The 18,641-nt window shown below is 60.6% G+C and carries 14 protein-coding genes; 7 read left to right on the top strand and 7 right to left on the bottom strand.

From position 1 onward, the window contains the following. The first annotated feature begins 44 nt into the window (after positions 1 to 44). Positions 45 to 332, top strand: coding sequence for an ArsR/SmtB family transcription factor (locus GOX88_RS15945; RefSeq protein WP_170404487.1), 288 nt, complete (start codon positions 45 to 47; stop codon positions 330 to 332). Here GOX88_RS15945 and GOX88_RS15940 read toward each other — a convergent pair. Next, the gene (locus GOX88_RS15940) at positions 329 to 3,325 is read right to left on the bottom strand and encodes an ABC transporter transmembrane domain-containing protein (RefSeq protein WP_170404484.1); all 2,997 of its coding nucleotides are present in this window, start codon (positions 3,323 to 3,325) and stop codon (positions 329 to 331) included. The two genes, GOX88_RS15945 and GOX88_RS15940, sit on opposite strands and share 4 nt — an antisense overlap. Before the next feature lie 239 nt (positions 3,326 to 3,564). On the opposite strand from GOX88_RS15940, the gene GOX88_RS15935 reads away from it, so the two are divergent. Further along, positions 3,565 to 3,924: a DUF3307 domain-containing protein gene (locus tag GOX88_RS15935; protein ID WP_437436429.1), complete on the top strand. Its 360-nt coding sequence runs from the start codon at positions 3,565 to 3,567 to the stop codon at positions 3,922 to 3,924. 34 nt (positions 3,925 to 3,958) lie between these two features. Here GOX88_RS15935 and GOX88_RS15930 read toward each other — a convergent pair whose 3' ends face one another. The 6 genes from GOX88_RS15930 to GOX88_RS15905 form a co-directional block, all read right to left on the bottom strand. Next, positions 3,959 to 5,263 carry an NAD(P)/FAD-dependent oxidoreductase gene (locus tag GOX88_RS15930; protein ID WP_170403868.1) on the bottom strand — a complete coding sequence of 435 codons (1,305 nt, stop codon included), beginning with the start codon at positions 5,261 to 5,263 and terminating at the stop codon, positions 3,959 to 3,961. Then, a complete protein-coding gene (locus GOX88_RS15925) occupies positions 5,260 to 5,934 on the bottom strand; it encodes a TetR/AcrR family transcriptional regulator (protein WP_170403865.1) in 675 nt (224 codons plus the stop codon). The genes GOX88_RS15930 and GOX88_RS15925 overlap by 4 nt, the downstream gene beginning before the upstream one ends. Then, positions 5,935 to 7,488 (bottom strand): trimethylamine methyltransferase family protein, encoded by a 1,554-nt coding sequence (locus GOX88_RS15920; RefSeq protein WP_170403863.1) that lies wholly within the window; start codon positions 7,486 to 7,488, stop codon positions 5,935 to 5,937. Then, positions 7,488 to 9,890, bottom strand: a complete 2,403-nt coding sequence (locus GOX88_RS15915; protein WP_170403860.1) for a GcvT family protein — start codon at positions 9,888 to 9,890, stop codon at positions 7,488 to 7,490. Before GOX88_RS15915 ends, GOX88_RS15920 begins: the two co-directional genes overlap by 1 nt. 111 nt (positions 9,891 to 10,001) lie before the next feature. Then, entirely contained in the window at positions 10,002 to 10,631 is a 630-nt protein-coding gene (locus tag GOX88_RS15910) for a glutathione S-transferase family protein (protein WP_170403857.1), read from the bottom strand. Positions 10,632 to 10,646: 15 nt separating this feature from the next. Beyond that, a complete protein-coding gene (locus GOX88_RS15905; protein ID WP_367647779.1) occupies positions 10,647 to 11,144 on the bottom strand; it encodes a class I SAM-dependent methyltransferase in 498 nt (165 codons plus the stop codon). A gap of 233 nt (positions 11,145 to 11,377) precedes the next feature. Here GOX88_RS15905 and GOX88_RS15900 point away from each other — a divergent pair, with 233 nt between their 5' ends. The 5 genes from GOX88_RS15900 to GOX88_RS15880 are packed head-to-tail and all read left to right on the top strand — an operon-like array spanning position 11,378 to position 18,599. Next, complete coding sequence (locus tag GOX88_RS15900) at positions 11,378 to 13,150, top strand: ABC transporter ATP-binding protein (protein WP_170403852.1); 1,773 nt, start codon at positions 11,378 to 11,380, stop codon at positions 13,148 to 13,150. Beyond that, positions 13,143 to 15,053 carry an ABC transporter substrate-binding protein gene (locus tag GOX88_RS15895; RefSeq protein ID WP_170403849.1) on the top strand — a complete coding sequence of 637 codons (1,911 nt, stop codon included), beginning with the start codon at positions 13,143 to 13,145 and terminating at the stop codon, positions 15,051 to 15,053. Before GOX88_RS15900 ends, GOX88_RS15895 begins: the two co-directional genes overlap by 8 nt. A gap of 14 nt (positions 15,054 to 15,067) precedes the next feature. Then, positions 15,068 to 16,096, top strand: coding sequence for an ABC transporter permease (locus GOX88_RS15890; protein WP_170403846.1), 1,029 nt, complete (start codon positions 15,068 to 15,070; stop codon positions 16,094 to 16,096). After that, positions 16,093 to 17,247, top strand: coding sequence for an ABC transporter permease (locus GOX88_RS15885; protein WP_170403843.1), 1,155 nt, complete (start codon positions 16,093 to 16,095; stop codon positions 17,245 to 17,247). The genes GOX88_RS15890 and GOX88_RS15885 overlap by 4 nt, the downstream gene beginning before the upstream one ends. Continuing rightward, entirely contained in the window at positions 17,244 to 18,599 is a 1,356-nt protein-coding gene (locus GOX88_RS15880) for a CoA transferase (protein ID WP_170403840.1), read from the top strand. The genes GOX88_RS15885 and GOX88_RS15880 overlap by 4 nt, the downstream gene beginning before the upstream one ends. Positions 18,600 to 18,641 lie beyond the last annotated feature (42 nt).

The raw sequence follows: 18,641 nt of genomic DNA, 5'->3' as shown, positions 1-18,641 counted from the left end.
AAGCCCACGACATCGCTAGCGCACATCCTGAAACCCCCGCGGACATGCAGGAAAACGCCGCGCGTGCTGCGGCCTTTCTGAAGACGCTGGCCCATGAGGGCCGTCTGATGATCCTGTGCCATCTGGGCGAGGGTGAAAAGTCGGTCAGTGAGCTTGAGGACCTACTGCAAATCCGGCAGGCCGCCGTCAGCCAGATGCTGGCCCGCCTGCGTCAGGAACGGATGGTCTCGACCCGCAGGGATGGCAAGACGATCTATTACTCGCTGCAGGATGGCAACACGGCGCAGGTCATCGGGCTGCTGTATGACCTGTTCTGCAAGCCGGACAATTAGTTCGAGACGTAACCCGCAATGACCTGCAACAGCTTGAACGCGGTTGCGGCGTCGTTTTCGACCACGGCCAGGAATTCTTCCTCACCGATCCGCAAACAGGACAGCTCGGTCTCGGCGATCATGCTGAGCGCACGAGGTTCCTTGCGGATCAGCCCCAATTCCCCAACCAAAGCCCCCGGTCCGACCTTTGTGATCAACTGATCCGGGCCTTCCATCTGCGGCAGATACAGCCCGGCCTCGCCCTCCAGCACCACATAGGCGCCGTCGGTGGGCTGGTCGTCTTTCAGGAACACGACCTCGCCCGGCTGGGCATCGTACCAGCGTGCACCAAAAGCCAGCAGGCGCAGCTGTCTGCGGTCGAGACCGGAAAACAGCGGTGTCTGCTCCAACGCGCGCAGCTTGCGCGCCAGATCGGCCGAGGCGGCACTGTCCTCTTCCACCGTGACATCTCCTTCGTCCGACACCACCCGACCCTGCCTGATTTCGACAAAATTGTCGAATTTGTCCGGGTTTTCAAAATGGTCGTTCAGATAGATCACGGTCGCATCCGGCAGCAGTTCGCGCAGGTTTTTGTAGACCGCGACCTGAGTTGCCATGTCATAGCTGGCCAGCGCATTTTCCAGAATCAGGATGTCCGGCTTCTTGATCGTCGCGCGGGTAAAGGCCAGCGGTTCGGCAAAAACGGCCGGCAGGTTCTGACCGCCAATCGCGACCGGGACGTCATAGATCAACTCGACCACCAGCGGGCGCGCGCCGTTTTCATCCAAGACATCGACAATCAACTTGCGTGCCTCGTCCGAGCGACCGCCACCGATTTCGCTGACCTTGCCGAACAGCGCGTTTTCCATGACCGTCAGACCCGGCGCAAAGGCGTCTCGATGCAGCGGTAAAAAGACATCCTGCAGCCGCTCCAACAGTTTTTCCGAGTGACTGTGACGCAGCTCCAGAATGCGGTTCTTGAGCTCATCCGTAAAGGCAGGCCCGATCTGCTCGGCCGAGATCACGAAAGGCACCGCCAGAAGATTCGCCAGCTTTTCGTCATCCAGCCCCGCCACGCCCTCATTCCGGGTTTTCTCGACAAGCTCAAGCGCAGCCTCGTAGGTTTTGGCTTCCAGACCAAGCTTGCGGAACAACGGGTGATCGGTTCCATCCAGGCCAAAGATCTGACGCAGCATCTCAATCACGTCCTGGGTCAGGCTGACGAGAGTTTTGTCCAGCCCCAACTCGCGCAGCTGGCCAAGGAAAACGGTCTGGCGGGCCAGCAGGTCCTGCGTCACCGGAACCCGCGGGGTGGCGAACAGCAGGTTTTCCGCGACCGGCAATGCCGAATTATACGTGCACCAGTCAAAAACCAGCGCCTGCTGCCCGAGCCCGGCCTTTTGCACGGCTTGTTGCACCAGCGGGCGCAGTTCGACCAGTTTCTGCGCCAGTTCCGGGTGTTCGGCGGCGTCGAAAACCTGATCCGACCCGCGCTGGAACAAGGCGGCCCCCGATCCCATTCCGTCGATCAGATGCAGCCACCAATCGCGTAACGCCTCGGGGCTGTCCAAACCGGCCAGGGATGGGTCCAGCCAGTCTGCCCTGTACGGGTCGGAGCTGTTGCCTGCGCGCTGCGTTTCAGCAAAGTCGGGGTCGTCGCTCTGGGTCGTCAGCGGCTTCTGACGCATCGGCATCATGACGTTGTCGCCCAGCGTGCCCTGAAACAGGACCGGGCGCGACGAGGCATAGCCGATGCGCGCGGCAACAATACCCTGGTGCAGGGTCGCCAGATTTTCGCCACCCACCTCTACCCGGCCCGAGCTGGGCAGGATTTCCCGCGTCAGCAGCTCGGCCACGGCGCGCCTGTCTTCTTCGCTGGGGGCGGCAATGCCGATGGTTTGCCCGCCCGCAAAGGTGAGGTTCAGATCATCCAGCACCTGATTGCCATCCATATCCCGGACCGAAACCCGATCCAGCACGATATCACCGTTCAGACGCGGGCTGGTTCCGGGTTCACCCTCGAACAGCTTTTCGTCCGGCATCCCCGGCGGAGCAAAGCGTTCGATCACCACGTCCCACCGCAGCGACATGTCTTGCGTTTGGTTGTAATAGGTCAGCAGTTCCTTCCACGGCGAACTCAGGTCTTTATACGCCGCCAGCGCCGCCACCAGCGCCCCCAGCGAGACCGAGCCCTGCAACACCAGAAGGCCGCCGACCAGATAGAACATGAAGGGTGTCAGCTGTGAGATGAAGTTGTTGATGAACTTCATAAAGAACTTTTTCTGGTAGATCTCGAACCGAATACCAAACAGCCGCCCCAACTGATCCGAGATCATCGCTCGGCGATACCGCCAGCCGCCATTACCCCGAAGGGTCGAGGCCCCGGCGGCGTTCTCGCCGATCTGTGCGGCCAGAATGCGGACTTCCTGAATGCGTTTCTTGTTCAGCAGATTGATCTGCCGCTGCAACTTGGGGATCAGCCAGGCCTGCAGCGGGATCAGCGCCACGGCGGCCAGGCCGAACCAGACGCTTTGCAGGAAAAGAAAGGAAAGGATTGTGATCATCTGACCGGCCTGCAACACCGGCTGGCTGATCGCGTCACCCATCAAGCCGCCCATCGGCTCGCTTTCGGCGGTGATCATCGACACCATCTCGCCTTGGCTGACCCGCTCGAAATAGGGCTGCGGAAACCGCAGGGCGCGGTTGATCAGCTGATACCGGAACCGGCGCAGCATCCGTTCGCTCAGCACCCCTTTCATGGTGTTGATGCGCATCTTCATCAGGCCGTGCGCCAGCACCGCCACCAGAAATGCACTGCACAAGAGGATCAGAAACGTAGTCTGCGGCAGTTCATATCCCAGAACATCGACCACCGGGCTGGCCGCGCCGATCGCATCGTTGATAATGCGCTTGGGCAGCTCCAGCGTCAGGTACAACAACGGAAATAGCGTAGAGGTCACGGCCAGCAGGATCAGCTGGTCGCGTTTGGAGTACTTCCAAATAAACCCGAAAATCGAACGTTCTATGGAGCCTGCCCCTGTTTTGGATCACCGATCCTGAAGAAAGTGCCGCAAATCAAACACTCCGAATTTACAGCAATCGTGACCTGTGACGCAAATAATTTCCAGTTTGATCATATATCCGCCATGTGTGAACTAGTTCATTTGCGCCGCAACAGTTTAGCCCCTAAGATTTGCTTCAGGACGATATCGGGAGGAACAATTTGACTGCCAGCATAGGCGCAGTACTGTTGATGCTCTGCTTATTGCAGATCAAACATATGTTTGCGGACTATTACCTCCAGACGCCGAAGATGTTGTCCGGGCGCAGTGAGTATTTTCACTGGGGTCGTGCGCAGCATGCCGGCGTGCATGTTGTTGGGTCAGTTATTGTCTTTCTGCTGTTCGGAGCGCCGTGGTCTTTTATCCTGATCATTGCCGCTCTGGAATGGATCGTGCATTTCAATATCGACTTTGCCAAAGCCAGCTATTCGGACAAGAAACAACTGTCACCGACGCAGGCTGCGTTCTGGCGGGCAGCCGGGCTGGACCAGTTCATGCACAACCTGACCTATATTGCGATGGTCTGGGCCTGGGTGAGTTTCGCCGCCTGATCAACCCTAACCCTGCGGCGATTTTCCCGACCGGTTAGCCCAGAACCGAAAAACTGCTTTCTTCGTTGATCGGGCGCTTGCGGGAATAGAAGCCAACGTCGATCATCCGCTTGATATAGGGCAGTTCGAATTGCAGCGGTTGGGTATCGTGATCTGTCCCGCCCTCACAATAGTCGATCAGGGCCGCCATCATCTTGCCTGCAATCGGCGCATTCTTGTACTGGTTCCCGCTGGTGCCGCAGGCCATGTAGAACCCCGGCAGGCTGGATTTGTCATAGATCGGAATCCAGTCGGTCGAGGCGTCATACAGATCAACTACCCCGCGCGTCTTGGACGGGATGCCCAGGCTGGGCACCCGCTGGGCATAGCGCATGGCCTGCGTCGTCCACTGGTCGGTGAAGTCGTGGTTGTAATGTACGTCATCCTCGCACCACTGATGCGTATCGCATTCCGGGTCTTCTGAGCCGACCAGAATATGGTTGCCGTGTTCGGGGCGGCAATAGCAGGCGATGTCACTGTCCGACACGATGGTGCCGTCGTTTTCGAAATCGAACCCTTCGGGCGCGGGGACATGCACCACCTCCTGCCGCAGAGGGCGTGTCTCGATAGTCATGTCCTCCAACACGCCCGCCATCTTGTTGATGATTGCCGAACCCGGCCCGGCCACATTCACCACCACCTTGGCACGGATTTCCTCGCCCGAGGCCAGCTTGACCCCGGCCACGCGGCCGTCTTCGGTCAGAATCTCAACCACCTCGGCCCCGGTACGGACCTCGGCGCCATGCTGTTTGGCAGCATCCATCAGGTTCTGCGCCGACAGGGCCGGGTCGGTGACATACCCCGCCTGCGGCCAATACACGCCACCTTTTATCTTGCGCCCGTTCGGTTGGCCAAATTCCGGATCGTCCATGCGGCGTGCGGGCGCAAAACTGTCCAGCGAATAGATCGGCAGGCGCTCGGTGATTTTCTCGGGCGACCATTCCTCGAACGGGCAATCCAGATCGGCACTGTTCTTCATGTGCTTTTCCAACATCCCGTTGGCGTCCGTTTTCATCACTAGCGTGCCCGTCTCTCGAAACTGTGCCAAATTGGCATCTGCAGGCAGGCCCAGATACTCGGCCCAGTCGCGCCAATAGTGATACCCCTCCCAGGCAAAAGCGGTGCCGTCGAAGGTCGAGTAGTGCATCCGAATGATCGCGCAGGACCCCGCAGTCGAGCCATGGCCCACCTGTGAATTGCGATCCAGCGACAGGGTTTTCCATCCGGCCTTTGCCATCTCGAACGCGATGGCGGCCCCGATCACACCAGTACCGATGATGATTGCGTCTGGTTGGCTCATGACAGGTCTCCTTTCCAGCAGCGCAGGGAATATGCGCTGAATTCCTCAACTTCTTCAGGTTTCGGTTCGACGCCGGTGAACGCGTACAGGTAATGCGGCACCATCGAAATCCGCGTTTCTATCGGCTCGTTCAGTTGCGCCAGATCGTATCCGATCTGCATGTAGTACAGAACGCGGGCCCGGGTTTCCGCTTCGACCTCGGAATAGCCATAGCGCGCGAACATGGCGTGCAGGGCCTCAAGCCGCCGGGCGTCCGACTGATCCAGCGCACGCCGCACCTTGCCCGACTTGCGCGCCCAATCCCGGACAGCAAAATCCAACGCCGTATCGAACAGATCGGTATTCACCACGCAGCGATGCACATTGCAGACCGCAGCCGTGATTGTGTCGGCAGGGGCCTCGGCCTGTGCAACCAGACCCGCGGTATTCGTGGCCTGCCAGCGGGAAAGCAACGCGTCCAGCAGCTCTTGCCGAGACTTGAAGTACCAATAGAAAGAGGATCGCGACACCGCCATCCTTTCGGCCAGGCTCAGCACCTTGATCTGGTCCACCCCGTCCGAGATCAGCACATCCATCGCCACGTTCAGCCAGTCGTCACGCGTGACCTTGATGTTGCCGACCAGAGGTTCAGCTTCGGGGTCGTCCCTGTGCAGGATCGGTTTGGTATTCATTCAACTCTCCGGCGGTGCGCCGCCCTCGGCAGTACGACGCGCGATGAAGTCCTGCAAGGCACCCAGTCGGTCACTGTCTCCAGTAGACGGTTTGAAGTCGTTCAGGATGCCCTTCCAAACGGCAGTCGCGCGGTGGTTGGCATCGATCGATCCGCGCTCGGTCCAGGTGCCGAAATTGGCATAGTCGTGGACGTGCGGCTGATAGAACTCGGTATTGTACCGTTCCATCGTCTGGCTTGAGGCAAAGAAATGGCCACTGGGTTCCACCTCGCGCAGGGCGGTATCGAAACCGATCTCGGCGGTGCCGGCCTGCGCCCCGGCGCAAAGCTCGGCGACCATGTTCAGCACCTCGGCGTCGCAGACCAGCTTTTCGAAGGAGACGGTCAGCCCACCTTCGAGCCATCCGGCCGAATGGATGATCACGGTCGCTCCGGCCATCAAACAGCCCCATAGCCCAAACTGGTTCTCATTCGCTGCCTGCACGTCGTTGATGTTCGATGCCGACCCGGCAGCGGATCGCCAGGGCAACCCCAGATGCCGCGCCAACTGCCCCGCCGCCAGCGACGCCTGAAAATGCGAGGGCGTCCCGAAGGCAGGCGCGCCCGATTTCATGTCCACATTGCTGGTGAACGTGCCGTAGCATACCGGAGCGCCGGGATTGGTTAACTGCGTCAGAGTCAGCGCCGCCAGAGCCTCGGCATGGGATAGGGTGATTGCCCCGGCCACCGTGATCGGCGCCATCGCCCCCATCAGGGTAAAGGGCGTGATGATCGACATCTGACCGTGGCGCGCAAAGTCGATCAGCCCCTGCGCCATGGGGATGTCCAGTGTCCGCGGGCTGTTGGTGTTGATGATCGTGTAGCAATGTGCATTGCCACGAAACTCATCATTCGACAGGCCCCGCGCGGTGGAGAGCATTTCAAAGCAATCCATCACCTGCGGCGTCCCGCGTGAGTAGAAGAACGGGAACTTGTCCGTCAGCTCCATCTGCGCCTGCGTGGTGAAGTAGTGGCGCAGATGGGTCGGCACGTCCTGCGGCTCGACCTGGGGTGAGATCATCTGGAACACGTCGAAATGATGGGTGAGCTTCAGAAAGTCCAGATAATCCTGCCCGGTTGCGGGGCGGCGCCCCCGTTCCAGATCAGTCGCGTTCGGGGCCCCTGCCCCCGGCTGAAACACCAGACTGCCGAGTTCCAGCGTGAAGTCGCGGTGACGCGCACCTGCCTGACAGGCGATCGATTTCGGGGCCGAGGCAACGGCCGCTTCGACCATGTCGCGCCCGATGAAAACCATCTCGGTGCTTTCATCGACGCGCGCGCCTGCTGCGGCGAAAATCCGGCGGGCTTCGGGCAGCAAGACCTTCACCCCAAGCTCCTCAAGCGTCCGCAGGGACGTTTCGTGCATGTCGGCGATCTGATCCGCCGGAAACACCTCCATCTGGGGGAAGGGATTTCTGAGCTGGCGATAGTTCACGTCGCGCGTGGGTGGAGGCGCGGCCTCGGCCCCGCGCCCACGCCGCCGCCTGCCGCGTTCAGAGGTTTGCGAGATCACCATCAGCCCCTCATCGCCTTGCCTTGCGGATCGTATGGCGAAGGCGCAATTACCCGTGCGGGCCGTTCAACGCCCACCACATGAACGGTCAGTTCAGTTCCCGGTTCGGCCTTGTCGCGGTTGACTAAAGCCATAGCCAACGACTTGCCGGTATAGTGGCCGTAACCGCCCGAGGTCACAAAACCCACCCGATCTTCGCCCGACCAGATCGGCTCATACCCGCTGGCATCAGCATCCAGCGCGTCCACCTCAAGCGTCACCTGAACCTGTGCGGGGCCGTTGCCGTCACGTTCGGCCAGGGCAGCTTCTTTACCGACAAAGTCCTTATCCCAGTCAATCCAACGGTCCATCCCGGTCATCCCCGGAGTGTAAAGCTGTGTGAATTCCGCCGACCAGATGCCAAAGCTCTTTTCCAATCGGGTCGAGAGCATCGCGTTAAAACCACATTCGCGGATGCCCTCGCCAGCGCCCGCTTCCAACAACATCCGGCGCAGTTTGATATGATCGCCATAGCGGCAGTTGATCTCGTACCCCTTCTCGCCAGTCACCGACATGCGCGCGACGCGGGCACGCACCAGTCCGATGTCAAAATCGCCACAGCCCATGAAATTGAGGCCCGAGATATCCTGCTCGGCCAGTTTCTCAACCACCGCTTGCGATTTCGGGCCAACCACGGCAAAGCCGCAATATTCCTCACCCAGATCACGGATTTTGACGCCGTCGATCATGTGGTCATCAAACCAGCGCATATGCCACGCGCGCAGATAATAGCTGCCCATGATCCACCATTTGCCGTCGCCCCAGTTGAGCACGGTCAGGTCACCCTTGAGCCGCCCGTTTTCACCCAGCATCGGGGCCAGCTTGGCACGGCCCGGTGCAGGCAGTTTCGAGGCCATGATCTTATCCAGCCAAACCTCGGCGTTCGGGCCGCTGACCTCGAACCGCGAAAAGCCCGAGATATCCAGCAGACCTGCGCCTTCGCGGATCACCTTGCATTCCTCGGCCACGATGTCATGCGCGTTCGAACGCTTGAGCGTCGGCGTTTCCTCGAACCCTTTGGGCGCGAAGTACAGCGGCACCTCCAGATCCCAACTGACACCCCATTTGCACCCGGCCTCGGTCATTGCGTCATGGGCGGGGGCCATTTTCAGCGGGCGACCGGCCGGCAGCTGCTCATTCGGGTAGGTCATCACAAAGCGACGGGAGTAAAACTGGCCCGTCGTCTCTCGGATATAGCGTTTGTTCTGCGCAAAGTCGCCATAGCGCGCCACGTCCATGGGCCACGCGTCTGCCTCGGGTTCGCCATGGATCATCCACTCGGCCAATGTCTTGCCAACGCCGCCACCTTGCAGGAAGCCCGCCATCACCGCGCAAGCCGACCAATAGCCGGGTTTGCCGGGCACCGGACCGACCAGAGGGTTGCCGTCAGGTGAGAACGTAAACGCGCCGTTCACCCATGTCTTGATGCCGACATTCTGGATCGAAGGATAGCGTTCAAAGCCCAGCGTCAGTTCGTTTTCGATCCGGTCGAGCTGTTCCTGAAACAGCTCCTCGCCGTAATTCCAAGGCGCGCCGTCCATCGCCCAATGTTCATGGTCGACCTCATAGATACCAACCAAAACGCCCTTCTGGTCCTGCCGCATATAGGTGAAGCCCTCGAGGTCTACGGTCATCGGCATCTCGAAATCGGCCTCGGCCACCTCGGGTACGGTGTCGGTGATCAGATAGTGGTGTTTCAGCGGCGAAACCGGCAGTTCGATCCCCGCCATCCGACCCACCTGCTTGGCCCAGAGACCCGCCGCGTTGACCACATGTTCGCAGGTGATCGTGCCGCGGTCGGTTACAACCTGCCAACCATCTGCGGTCTGGATCAGTTCCTCGACCTTGGTTTCCTCATAGTATTCGGCTCCACGTTTCTTGGCCGCTGTGGCGTAGGCCTGCACCGTACCGGTCGTGTCGATATAGCCTTCGCGGTCGGCCCACATCGCGCCCAGCACGCCCTCGGTGGACATGATCGGGCACCGTCTCTGCGCCTCTTCCGGGGACAGTAGCTCGCAATCGTCTATGCCGATGGATTGGAAAATACGGTAGTTGGCCTGAAGCCATTCCCAGCGCTCGAGCGTTCCGGCCAGCGTCAGGCCGCCGGTCATGTGCAGGCCGATATTCTGGCCGGACTCTTTTTCAATCTCACTCAGCAAGTCGATGGTATAGGACTGCAAAGACGCCATGTTCGGATCGGCATTCAAAGCGTGCACCCCGCCTGCCGCATGCCAGGACGAGCCCGAGGCCAAACACCGCCGTTCGAGCATCACCACATCCGACCAGCCGAACTTGGCCAAGTGATACAGAACCGAGGCGCCCACGACGCCGCCCCCGATGACCACAACGCGATACTGAGATTTCATCCTGCCCTCTCCTGCATGGCTTGCAGTGGACGCTAGACGCACTGTTCACATCTGTCTAGACATTTCTGTACAGTTCCAGCCACACGCGGTCGGCAAGCGGAAATCACCGTTTTAAAGTTGAGCGCTGGGACGCGCGCAGATCTTTTCGAACCACGCCAGCGTAGCCGAATTCCCCTCTGGAATCCGCTGCTTGATCACGCGGGCAAAGTCGACGAAGACGAAGGCGGTAATATCGGCCAGAGTGAATTCCGGCCCGGTGAGATAGGGGCTTTCCGCCAGCCGCCTTTCCAGCAGATCGAAGAAATGCCCGACCCGCGCCGCGCCCCGTTGCGCCAGTTCGGGGATCTGAGCGTGATTCTCGGGACCGGGAATCGCCCGGTCGGTAAAGGCGGGATGGGTGTTGCGCAGTATCTCGGCAATCGGCTGACCGCCCTGTTGTTCAATGATGCTGTTCCACATCAGAACCAGCCCCATTTCATCCGGGGTGCGCCCCATCAGGGGCGGCTCGGGAAATCGCGCCTCGAGATATGCCGCGATGCCAAGGTTCTCGGCCAGCATCGTGCCTTCATCGGTGACCAGAACCGGAAGGGTCCCGTTTGGATTGACCGCCTTGAATGCGTCGCTCAGCTGCTCTCCGTTGGCGATCGAGATGTCGCGGGTTTCGACCTGCAGCCCTTTTTCCGCGATGAACATGCGGGCCCGGCGCGGGTTCGGGGCGGTGGAGCAGTCGTAAAACAGCATGGGAAACCCTCTGGGTCAGCGGCGATAGATGAAACAGCGCCCCTCGACGGCATTTGGCGGCAAGGGCAGCTCGGTCAGCGTATCGAAATACATCCGGTCGCTGGACACCATCAGCCCGCCTTCGGCCAACAACGGCTCGATCAGGGGAGAGACGAAGCGGGCGAAGGCGTCGTTCTTTTCCCGGTTATGCCCGCCAAGGTCAGCGTGAATCAGGCTGGCAGTCGCGCCGAAACGATCCAGTGCAGCGGGCAGCGTCTCGCGCACGTCACCCAGAATCACCCGTTCATCGGGGGGTGTCGAATCCGGATGCGAGGCCACCGCACGTTCAAACACATAGACCGGGCGGTTCTTCACGTATCGCACCATGTGATGATAGGTGCGCCCGTTGCCCAGCCCCAGCTCGAACACTGGCCCTGCCAAGCCACGCGTCTCGGCAATGGCGAAATCCAGACAGGCGCGCTGCGACACCATGCGGTCAATGAACAGATCCAGTCGGCTTTGATCGTCGGACACGGGGAAATCTCTCCTTGATACCAGTCGACTTGTCAGAAGGTGCCGACAAGGCATGTGATGACAAATCCTCAAGACTTTGTGTAGGTGAATTGGTGCCAGTTTCACGATTTCGCGACATTTCACCCCAAGAACGGGTTTGACTAGCCAGCACCAACCGCGCGAAACTGCGACAAAAAACACGGGGAGTTGATCAAGCGAATGCCGACCTACGGCCCAACGGGTGGAACACCCGCATGACCGCGTTGTTGTCCGTCCGCGATCTGAGCATTAGATTTGGCGCGGGTGAGCCTGTTGTCAAAGGCGTCAATTTTGATGTCGAAGCCGGTCAGACGCTGGCCTTGGTGGGGGAGTCCGGATCGGGCAAGACGATCTCATGCCGGGCAGCATTGCGGATTTTGCCGCGCACGGCCCAGATCCGCAGCGGCACGATTATCCTGAACGATTCCAAAGGCACCGAGGATCTGACCCGGATCAACGAAAAGCAGATGCGCGGGATTCGCGGCAACCGGATATCGATGATCTTTCAGGAACCGATGCGATCCCTGTCGCCTCTGCACAAGATCGGCAATCAGGTCAGCGAAGTTCTGTGGCTGCATCGCGGCGCGTCCGAGGCGCAGGCCCGCAAAGAAGTTATTACCCAGTTCGAGCGTGTGGGCTTTCCCGATCCCCAGCGGGCCTATGATTCCTACCCGTTTGAATTGTCCGGCGGGATGCGTCAGCGCGCCATGATTGCGATGGCCATGGTAGCCAAGCCGGAACTGTTGATTGCGGATGAGCCGACCACCGCGCTTGACGTGACGACACAGGCGCAGGTGCTGGGCCTGATCAAGGAGTTGCAACGCGAGACCGGGATGGCCCTGATCCTGGTCACGCACGATCTGGGCGTGGTTGCCAATATGGCCGAACAGGTCGTTGTCATGCACAAGGGCCGCGTGATGGAGGCCGGTGCCGCAGCCCCGATTCTGACCGCGCCCGCGCACCCCTATACGCAGCAGTTGTTCAACGCCGCACCCGAGATTCCGGACGAGGAATCCGTCGGCATCCCCATGCCCGACGAAGACTTGATCCTGCAGATGAAAGGCGTGTCAAAGACCTATACCATGCGCTCCAGCAGGGGCTGGCAGGGCGATAAACTGATCCATGCCTGCCGTGGCGTCGATCTGAATCTGGCGCGCGGCAAGACACTAGCCATTGTCGGCGAAAGCGGCTCGGGCAAGACCACGGCAGCCCGGATCGCGCTAGGGGCCGAACCGCCCGACCCCGGTGGTGAGGTGCTGTTTCGAACCTCACCGGACACCGACCCGATCACCGTGCACCGCATGACCCGCGCCCAGCGCACCGCCTTTCAGCGCAAGGCGCAGATGGTATTTCAAGACCCCTACAGTTCGCTCAGCCCCCGGATGCGCATTCAGGACGCCATGACCGAGCCGCTGGAGATTCACAACATCGGCACAACGTCGGAACAGCGGGACAAGGCGGCCGAGATGTTGCAACGGGTCGGCCTGAACGCCGACATGCTGAAACGCTACCCTCATGCCTTTTCCGGCGGTCAGCGTCAGCGCCTGTCAATCGCACGCGCCATGATGCTGGACCCGCAACTGATCGTCTGCGACGAGCCTACCTCGGCGCTGGACGTCTCGGTTCAGGAACAGATCCTGACGCTGTTGGAAAGCCTGCAGGACAGTCTGAATCTTTCCTATTTCTTCATCTCGCACGACCTTGCTGTCGTGGCGCGGATCGCCGACGAGGTCGCCGTGATGCGCCGGGGCCTAGTGGTCGAGCAGGCCCCACCCGAAACCCTTTTCTACAATCCCCGCCACCCCTACACCAAGGCGCTGATTGCCGCTCAGCCAGAACCCGACATCAACCGACCCATTGACCTGAAATTGGTTGCTTTGGGCGCGGGTTCGCCAGACAGTTGGGATGACGCCTTCCGATTTACCGACTCCGTGATACCTTCACTGGTAGAGATGGAGCCCGGCCATAAGGTAAGATGCCATGTTTAAGACCACTCGCCCCCTGTTTCTCGCCGCCGCGCTGGCCGCCACATGGATTCTGCCCGCCACGGCGGGCACCCCCACCCCACTGGAAGGAGAATTCTGGGTCACCGAAGTAAAGGCCGGGCACCTGCCCCCCATTCAGGACCGCCTGCCCAATGAACCGCTGGTGGTTGACCTGGCCGCCAAGGGGCGCGAGTTCGGCACACCCGGCGGCACGTTGCGAACCATGGTCACCCGGTCCAAGGACATCCGCCAGATGGTTGTCTATGGCTATGCCCGGCTGGTCGGGTTCAACGAGAATTACGAACTGGTACCGGACCTGCTGGAATCCTACGAAAGCGAGGGTAACCGCAAATTCACGTTGCATCTGCGCGAAGGGCACAAATGGTCGGATGGGTCGCCGTTCACGTCCGAGGATTTCCGCTATTGGTGGGAGGACGTGGCGAATAACGAACTTCTCAGCCCTTCGGGTCCACCGGATTTTCTGATCGTCGAGGGCAAGCTGCCCACCGTGTCCTTCCCCGACGAAACCACTGTTGTTTATGAGTGGGAAGACCCTAACCCCGACTTCCTGCAATCGCTGGCGCAGGCGCGCCCGCCCTTCATCTACCGGCCCGCCGCGTTTTTGAAGAAATACCACCAGCAATATGCCGACACAGAAGAGCTTGCTTTTCTGGTCAGCGACGCACGCGTCAAAAGCTGGGCGGCGCTGCATAACAAGCTGGACAACCTTTACAAGTACGACAACCACGAACTGCCGACACTGCAGCCCTGGCTGAACGCCAGTTCGGGCAAGAAGATCCGGCACAACTTCGTCCGCAACCCCTATTACCACCGCATCGACAGCAACGGCGTGCAACTGCCCTATATTGATGTGGTCGAGATGGAGATCGTCGCCCCCGGTCTGGTCGCGGCCAAAGCCAATGCCGGTGAAACCGACCTGCAGGGGCGTGGGCTGGCATTCCGCGATGCCTCGATCCTGAAAAAGGGTGAAGAGGTAGGAAACTACAAAACACGGCTGTGGAAGACCGGTGTTGCTTCGCAGATTGCGATCTATCCGAACCTGAACTTTGCCGATGACGGCTGGCGCGAGGTTCTGCGCGATGTGCGCGTGCGCCGAGCCCTGTCGTTGGCCATTGACCGCAACACGATCAACCAGGCGCTCTATTTCAAACTGGCGCGACCCGGCGCGATGTCAGTTTTGCCCGCGTCCCCGTTTTATAACGAGGAAAACGCGCAGGCCTGGGCCCAATTTGACATCGAACAGGCCAACGCCCTGTTGGATGAGGCCGGTCTGACCGAGCGCAACAAGAACGGCATCCGCCTGCTCCCCGATGGCCGCCCGATGGAACTGATCGTCGAAACCGCGGGTGAACGGCAAGAGGTCGAAAACGCGCTGCAGATCGTCACCGACACCTGGCGTGAGATCGGTGTTGATCTGGTGATGCGTCCACTGGACCGCGATATCCTGCGCAACCGCGTGTTTGCGGGCAACACTATGGCCTCGGTCTGGTTCGGCTGGGATGATGGCATTCCGCAGACCCATACGTCTCCTGCTTATCTGGCGCCGACGGATCAGGTGTTTCTGGCCTGGCCGAAATGGGGTCAGTATTACCAGACCAGCGGCGACGTGGGCGAAGCGCCCGACATGCCCGAGGCTAAACGGCTGATGCAATTGGCCCACGACTGGGAAGTGGCCACCACCGACGAAGAGCGCGAGGCGATCTGGACCGAGATGCTGAACATCCACGCCGACCAGCTTTTCGCCATCGGCATCCTGAACGGTGCGCCACAGCCGGTCGTGGTCTCGAACCGTCTGCGCAACGTGCCGGAACAGGCCATGTGGGCATGGGAGCCCGGCGCGCATTTCGGCATTCACCGGCCGGACGAATTCTTCTTCGCCGACTGATCAGGAGCAGCTAAATGGTTATGCTGCGCTATGCAGTCTATCGCTTTTTCACGATGCTGCTGACGCTGCTGGTGGTGTCGGTTCTGATCTTCGTGATCATCAATTTGCCGCCCGGCGACTACCTCAGCAACCAGATCGCTGAGTTGCAGGCCTCCGGGCAATCCGCCGGTGTTGCCAAGGCCGAATTCCTACGCGCGGAATACGCGTTGGACAGACCCATCTGGGAGCAATATCTGATCTGGGCTGGGTTTTGGCCCGGACCCCACGGGTTCGAGGGGCTGCTGCAGGGCAACTATGGCTGGTCATTCGAATTCGACCGTCCCGTGGCCGATATCGTGGGCGACACGCTGTGGTTAACCGTGGTGGTCAACCTGGCCGCAATCCTGTTTGTCTACGCCGTTGCGCTGCCGTTGGGTGTAATCGCTGCAGCACGGTCGCGGACATGGATCGACTATACCTCGGCCTTTGTGGGGTATCTTGGGCTGGCAACGCCGAACTTTCTGCTGGCGCTTATCCTGTTCTATTACGGTCACCGTTATTTCAACCTGCCCATTGGTGGTCTGATGGACCCCAGGTTCGAAGGTCTGCCAATGAGCTGGGACAAATTGAAATCCATCCTCGTTCACCTGATCGTTCCGACTTTTGTCATCGGCACATCCGGTGCCTCGGCCATGATGCAGCGTCTGCGCGCCAATATGCTGGATGAGCTGGGGAAACCTTACGTGGAAACCGCCATCGCCAAGGGCATGGCCCCGTCACGGATGCTGACGAAATACCCGCTGCGCGTGGCGTTCAACCCCTTCGTGGCCGACATTGGCAACCTGCTGCCGTCGATGGTGTCCGGCTCGGTTCTGGTCTCTGTGGTTCTGGGACTTCAGACCATCGGCCCCACCCTGCTGACGGCGCTGAAAACGCAGGATCAGTTCCTGTCCGCCTTCATCCTGATGTTCGTGGCGCTGCTGACCCTGATCGGCACCATGATCTCTGACATCCTGCTGGTCATGCTGGACCCGCGCATCCGGTACGAAGGGCGTGAAGCATGACCCAACATCCTGACGGTCGCTATGTCGACGATGCCCCGTTTGATCCAGAAGCGGCCCTGCAACAGCTTGAGCGCGCCGATTTGGACGCGCCCAACTGGGTGCTGGTCTGGCGCAAATTCAAGACCCACAAGCTGGGCCTGATCTCGGGCGTCTTCTTGCTGCTGTGCTACCTGATGCTACCCTTTGCCGGGTTCATCGCGCCCTATGGGCCGAATGAACGGAATGGAGAGCACCTCTATGCCCCGCCGCAAAGCGTCAGCTGGTTCCATGAGGGCGAATTCATCGGTCCCCATGTCTATCCTATCGTGGCCGAGGCCGACCTCGAAACCTTCCAGTGGAAGTTCGTCCCCGACCTGGATGACCCCCGCCCGCTCAGGTTTTTCTGTGAAGGGGCCGAGTACAAACTCGCCGGTCTGATCAGGTCGGACACCCACCTGTTCTGCGCGCCCGAAGGGGCGACACTGTTCCTGTGGGGCTCGGATCGCCTGGGCCGAGACGTTTTCAGCCGCATCCTCTACGGCGCGCAGCTGTCGCTGACCGTGGGTCTGATCGGCATCACCGTGTCCTTCGTTCTGGGCATCTTCTTCGGCTCGATGGCCGGGTATTTCGGCGGCAAGATCGACTGGGTCATCAACCGCGTAATCGAGATCCTGCGCTCGCTGCCGGAACTGCCGCTGTGGCTGGCCTTGTCCGCTGCGGTGCCGTCGAACTGGAGCCCTGTCGCGGTGTTCTTCATCATCTCGATCATCCTCGGCATCCTCGACTGGCCCGGCCTTGCCCGTTCCGTACGCGCCAAGTTCCTGTCGCTGCGCGAAGAGGAATACGTACGCGCCGCCGAGATGATGGGCGCAAGTTCGGGCCGGGTGATCCGCAAGCATCTGCTGCCGAACTTCATGTCCCATTTGATCGCTTCGGCCACCTTGTCGATCCCGGCGATGATCCTAGGGGAAACCGCGCTCAGCTTCCTGGGCTTGGGTCTGCGGGCCCCCGCGGTCAGTTGGGGCGTGATGTTGAACGACGCGCAAAACCTGGCCTCGATCGAGATCTACCCGTGGACGGCGATCCCGATGCTGCCGATCATCGTCGTGGTGCTGGCCTTCAACTTCCTCGGTGACGGTCTGCGCGACAGTCTGGACCCTTATCAGCAATGAGCCTGTTCTCCGCCCTCCCCGCCGCCGACAGCTACAAGACGACAGGAAAGGGCGCGCGGCCCAGCGCGTTTGCGGTTTCGGAACTGGCCACGGCCAGCTTTGCCGCCGTGGGTCAGGAACTGGCGCGTCTTGTGACTGCTCTGAACCTTGCACCGGGCACGCCAGAGATTTCAGTTGATCACCGGCTTGCCTCACTCTGGTACGGGTTTTCGTTCAAGCCGGACGGGTGGGACATGCCCAGCCTCTGGGATGCCGTGGCGGGGGATTATCAGGCCTCGGACGGCTGGATCAGGTTGCACACCAACCTGCCGCGCCACAAGGCGGCAGCGCTGAAGGTTCTCGGGGTTCAAGGCAATCGAGACGCTGTCGCGCAAGCGTTGAAAGAGTGGTCGATCGCAGATCTGGAAGCCGCAATTGTGGCCGAGGGCGGCGTTGCCGCCGCCATGCGCAGCCGTACCGAATGGCTCGAACATCCGCAGGGGCGTTCTGTGTCCCGCGACCCGCTGATCGGCTGGCAAAACCCTAGACACATCACGCTGCGCGACCGCCCTCAGGCCACAGCCCGCCGCCCGTTGGCGGGCCTGCGCGTTCTGGACCTGACGCGTGTACTGGCCGGCCCGGTCTCGACCCGAACGCTGGCGGGATTCGGGGCTGAGGTTCTGCGCATTGACCCGCCCGGATGGGACGAGCCCGGTGTCATCCCGGATATCTCTCTGGGCAAACACTGCGCCTATTTGGACCTGAAATCGCCCGATGGCCTGACAAAATTGCAGGACTTGCTGGCGCAGGCGGATGTCTTCATCCACGGCTACCGGCCCGGCGCGCTGGATGCACTTGGTCTGACCAAGATCAAACGCGACAAACTGGCCCCAAACCGGGTCGAGGTCACCCTGAACGCCTACGGTTGGCAAGGCCCGTGGTCCACACGGCGCGGCTTTGACAGCCTCGTGCAGATGAGCGCCGGGATCGCGGATGCCGGCCGCGCATGGGCCAAGGCCGACAAACCGACACCGCTGCCGGTTCAGGCGTTGGACCACGCGACGGGCTATCTGATGGCCGCTGCCGTCTTGTCCGCACTGGCCGAGGCAGCCTCCGGCAGCTCCATCATGCTGGCCCAACTGTCACTGGCTCGCACGGCAGAACTGCAGGCAGCACTGGCGAAATCGGAAACCCAAGGTGACATTACCGGCGCTTCAGCTGCTGACTACATTCAACAGCCCGAAGAGTCAGGCTGGGGAACAGGCCATCGCCTGAAACCAGCGTTGACCGTCGGGGCCGCGCAGATGTCCTGGCCCCTGCCCGCCTCGAAACTGGGTACATCCCAACCCATCTGGTCCTCGCTGTCCATCTGACACACCCGCCGCGCGGTACGCGCGGCCCGGCCCAACGCTTTG

Origin of the sequence: Ruegeria arenilitoris, from assembly GCF_013030985.1 — a bacterium.
Taxonomy (GTDB): domain Bacteria; phylum Pseudomonadota; class Alphaproteobacteria; order Rhodobacterales; family Rhodobacteraceae; genus Ruegeria; species Ruegeria arenilitoris_B.
Note: the sequence above shows the minus strand (reverse complement) of the source record. Positions and strands in the feature narration are given on the sequence as shown.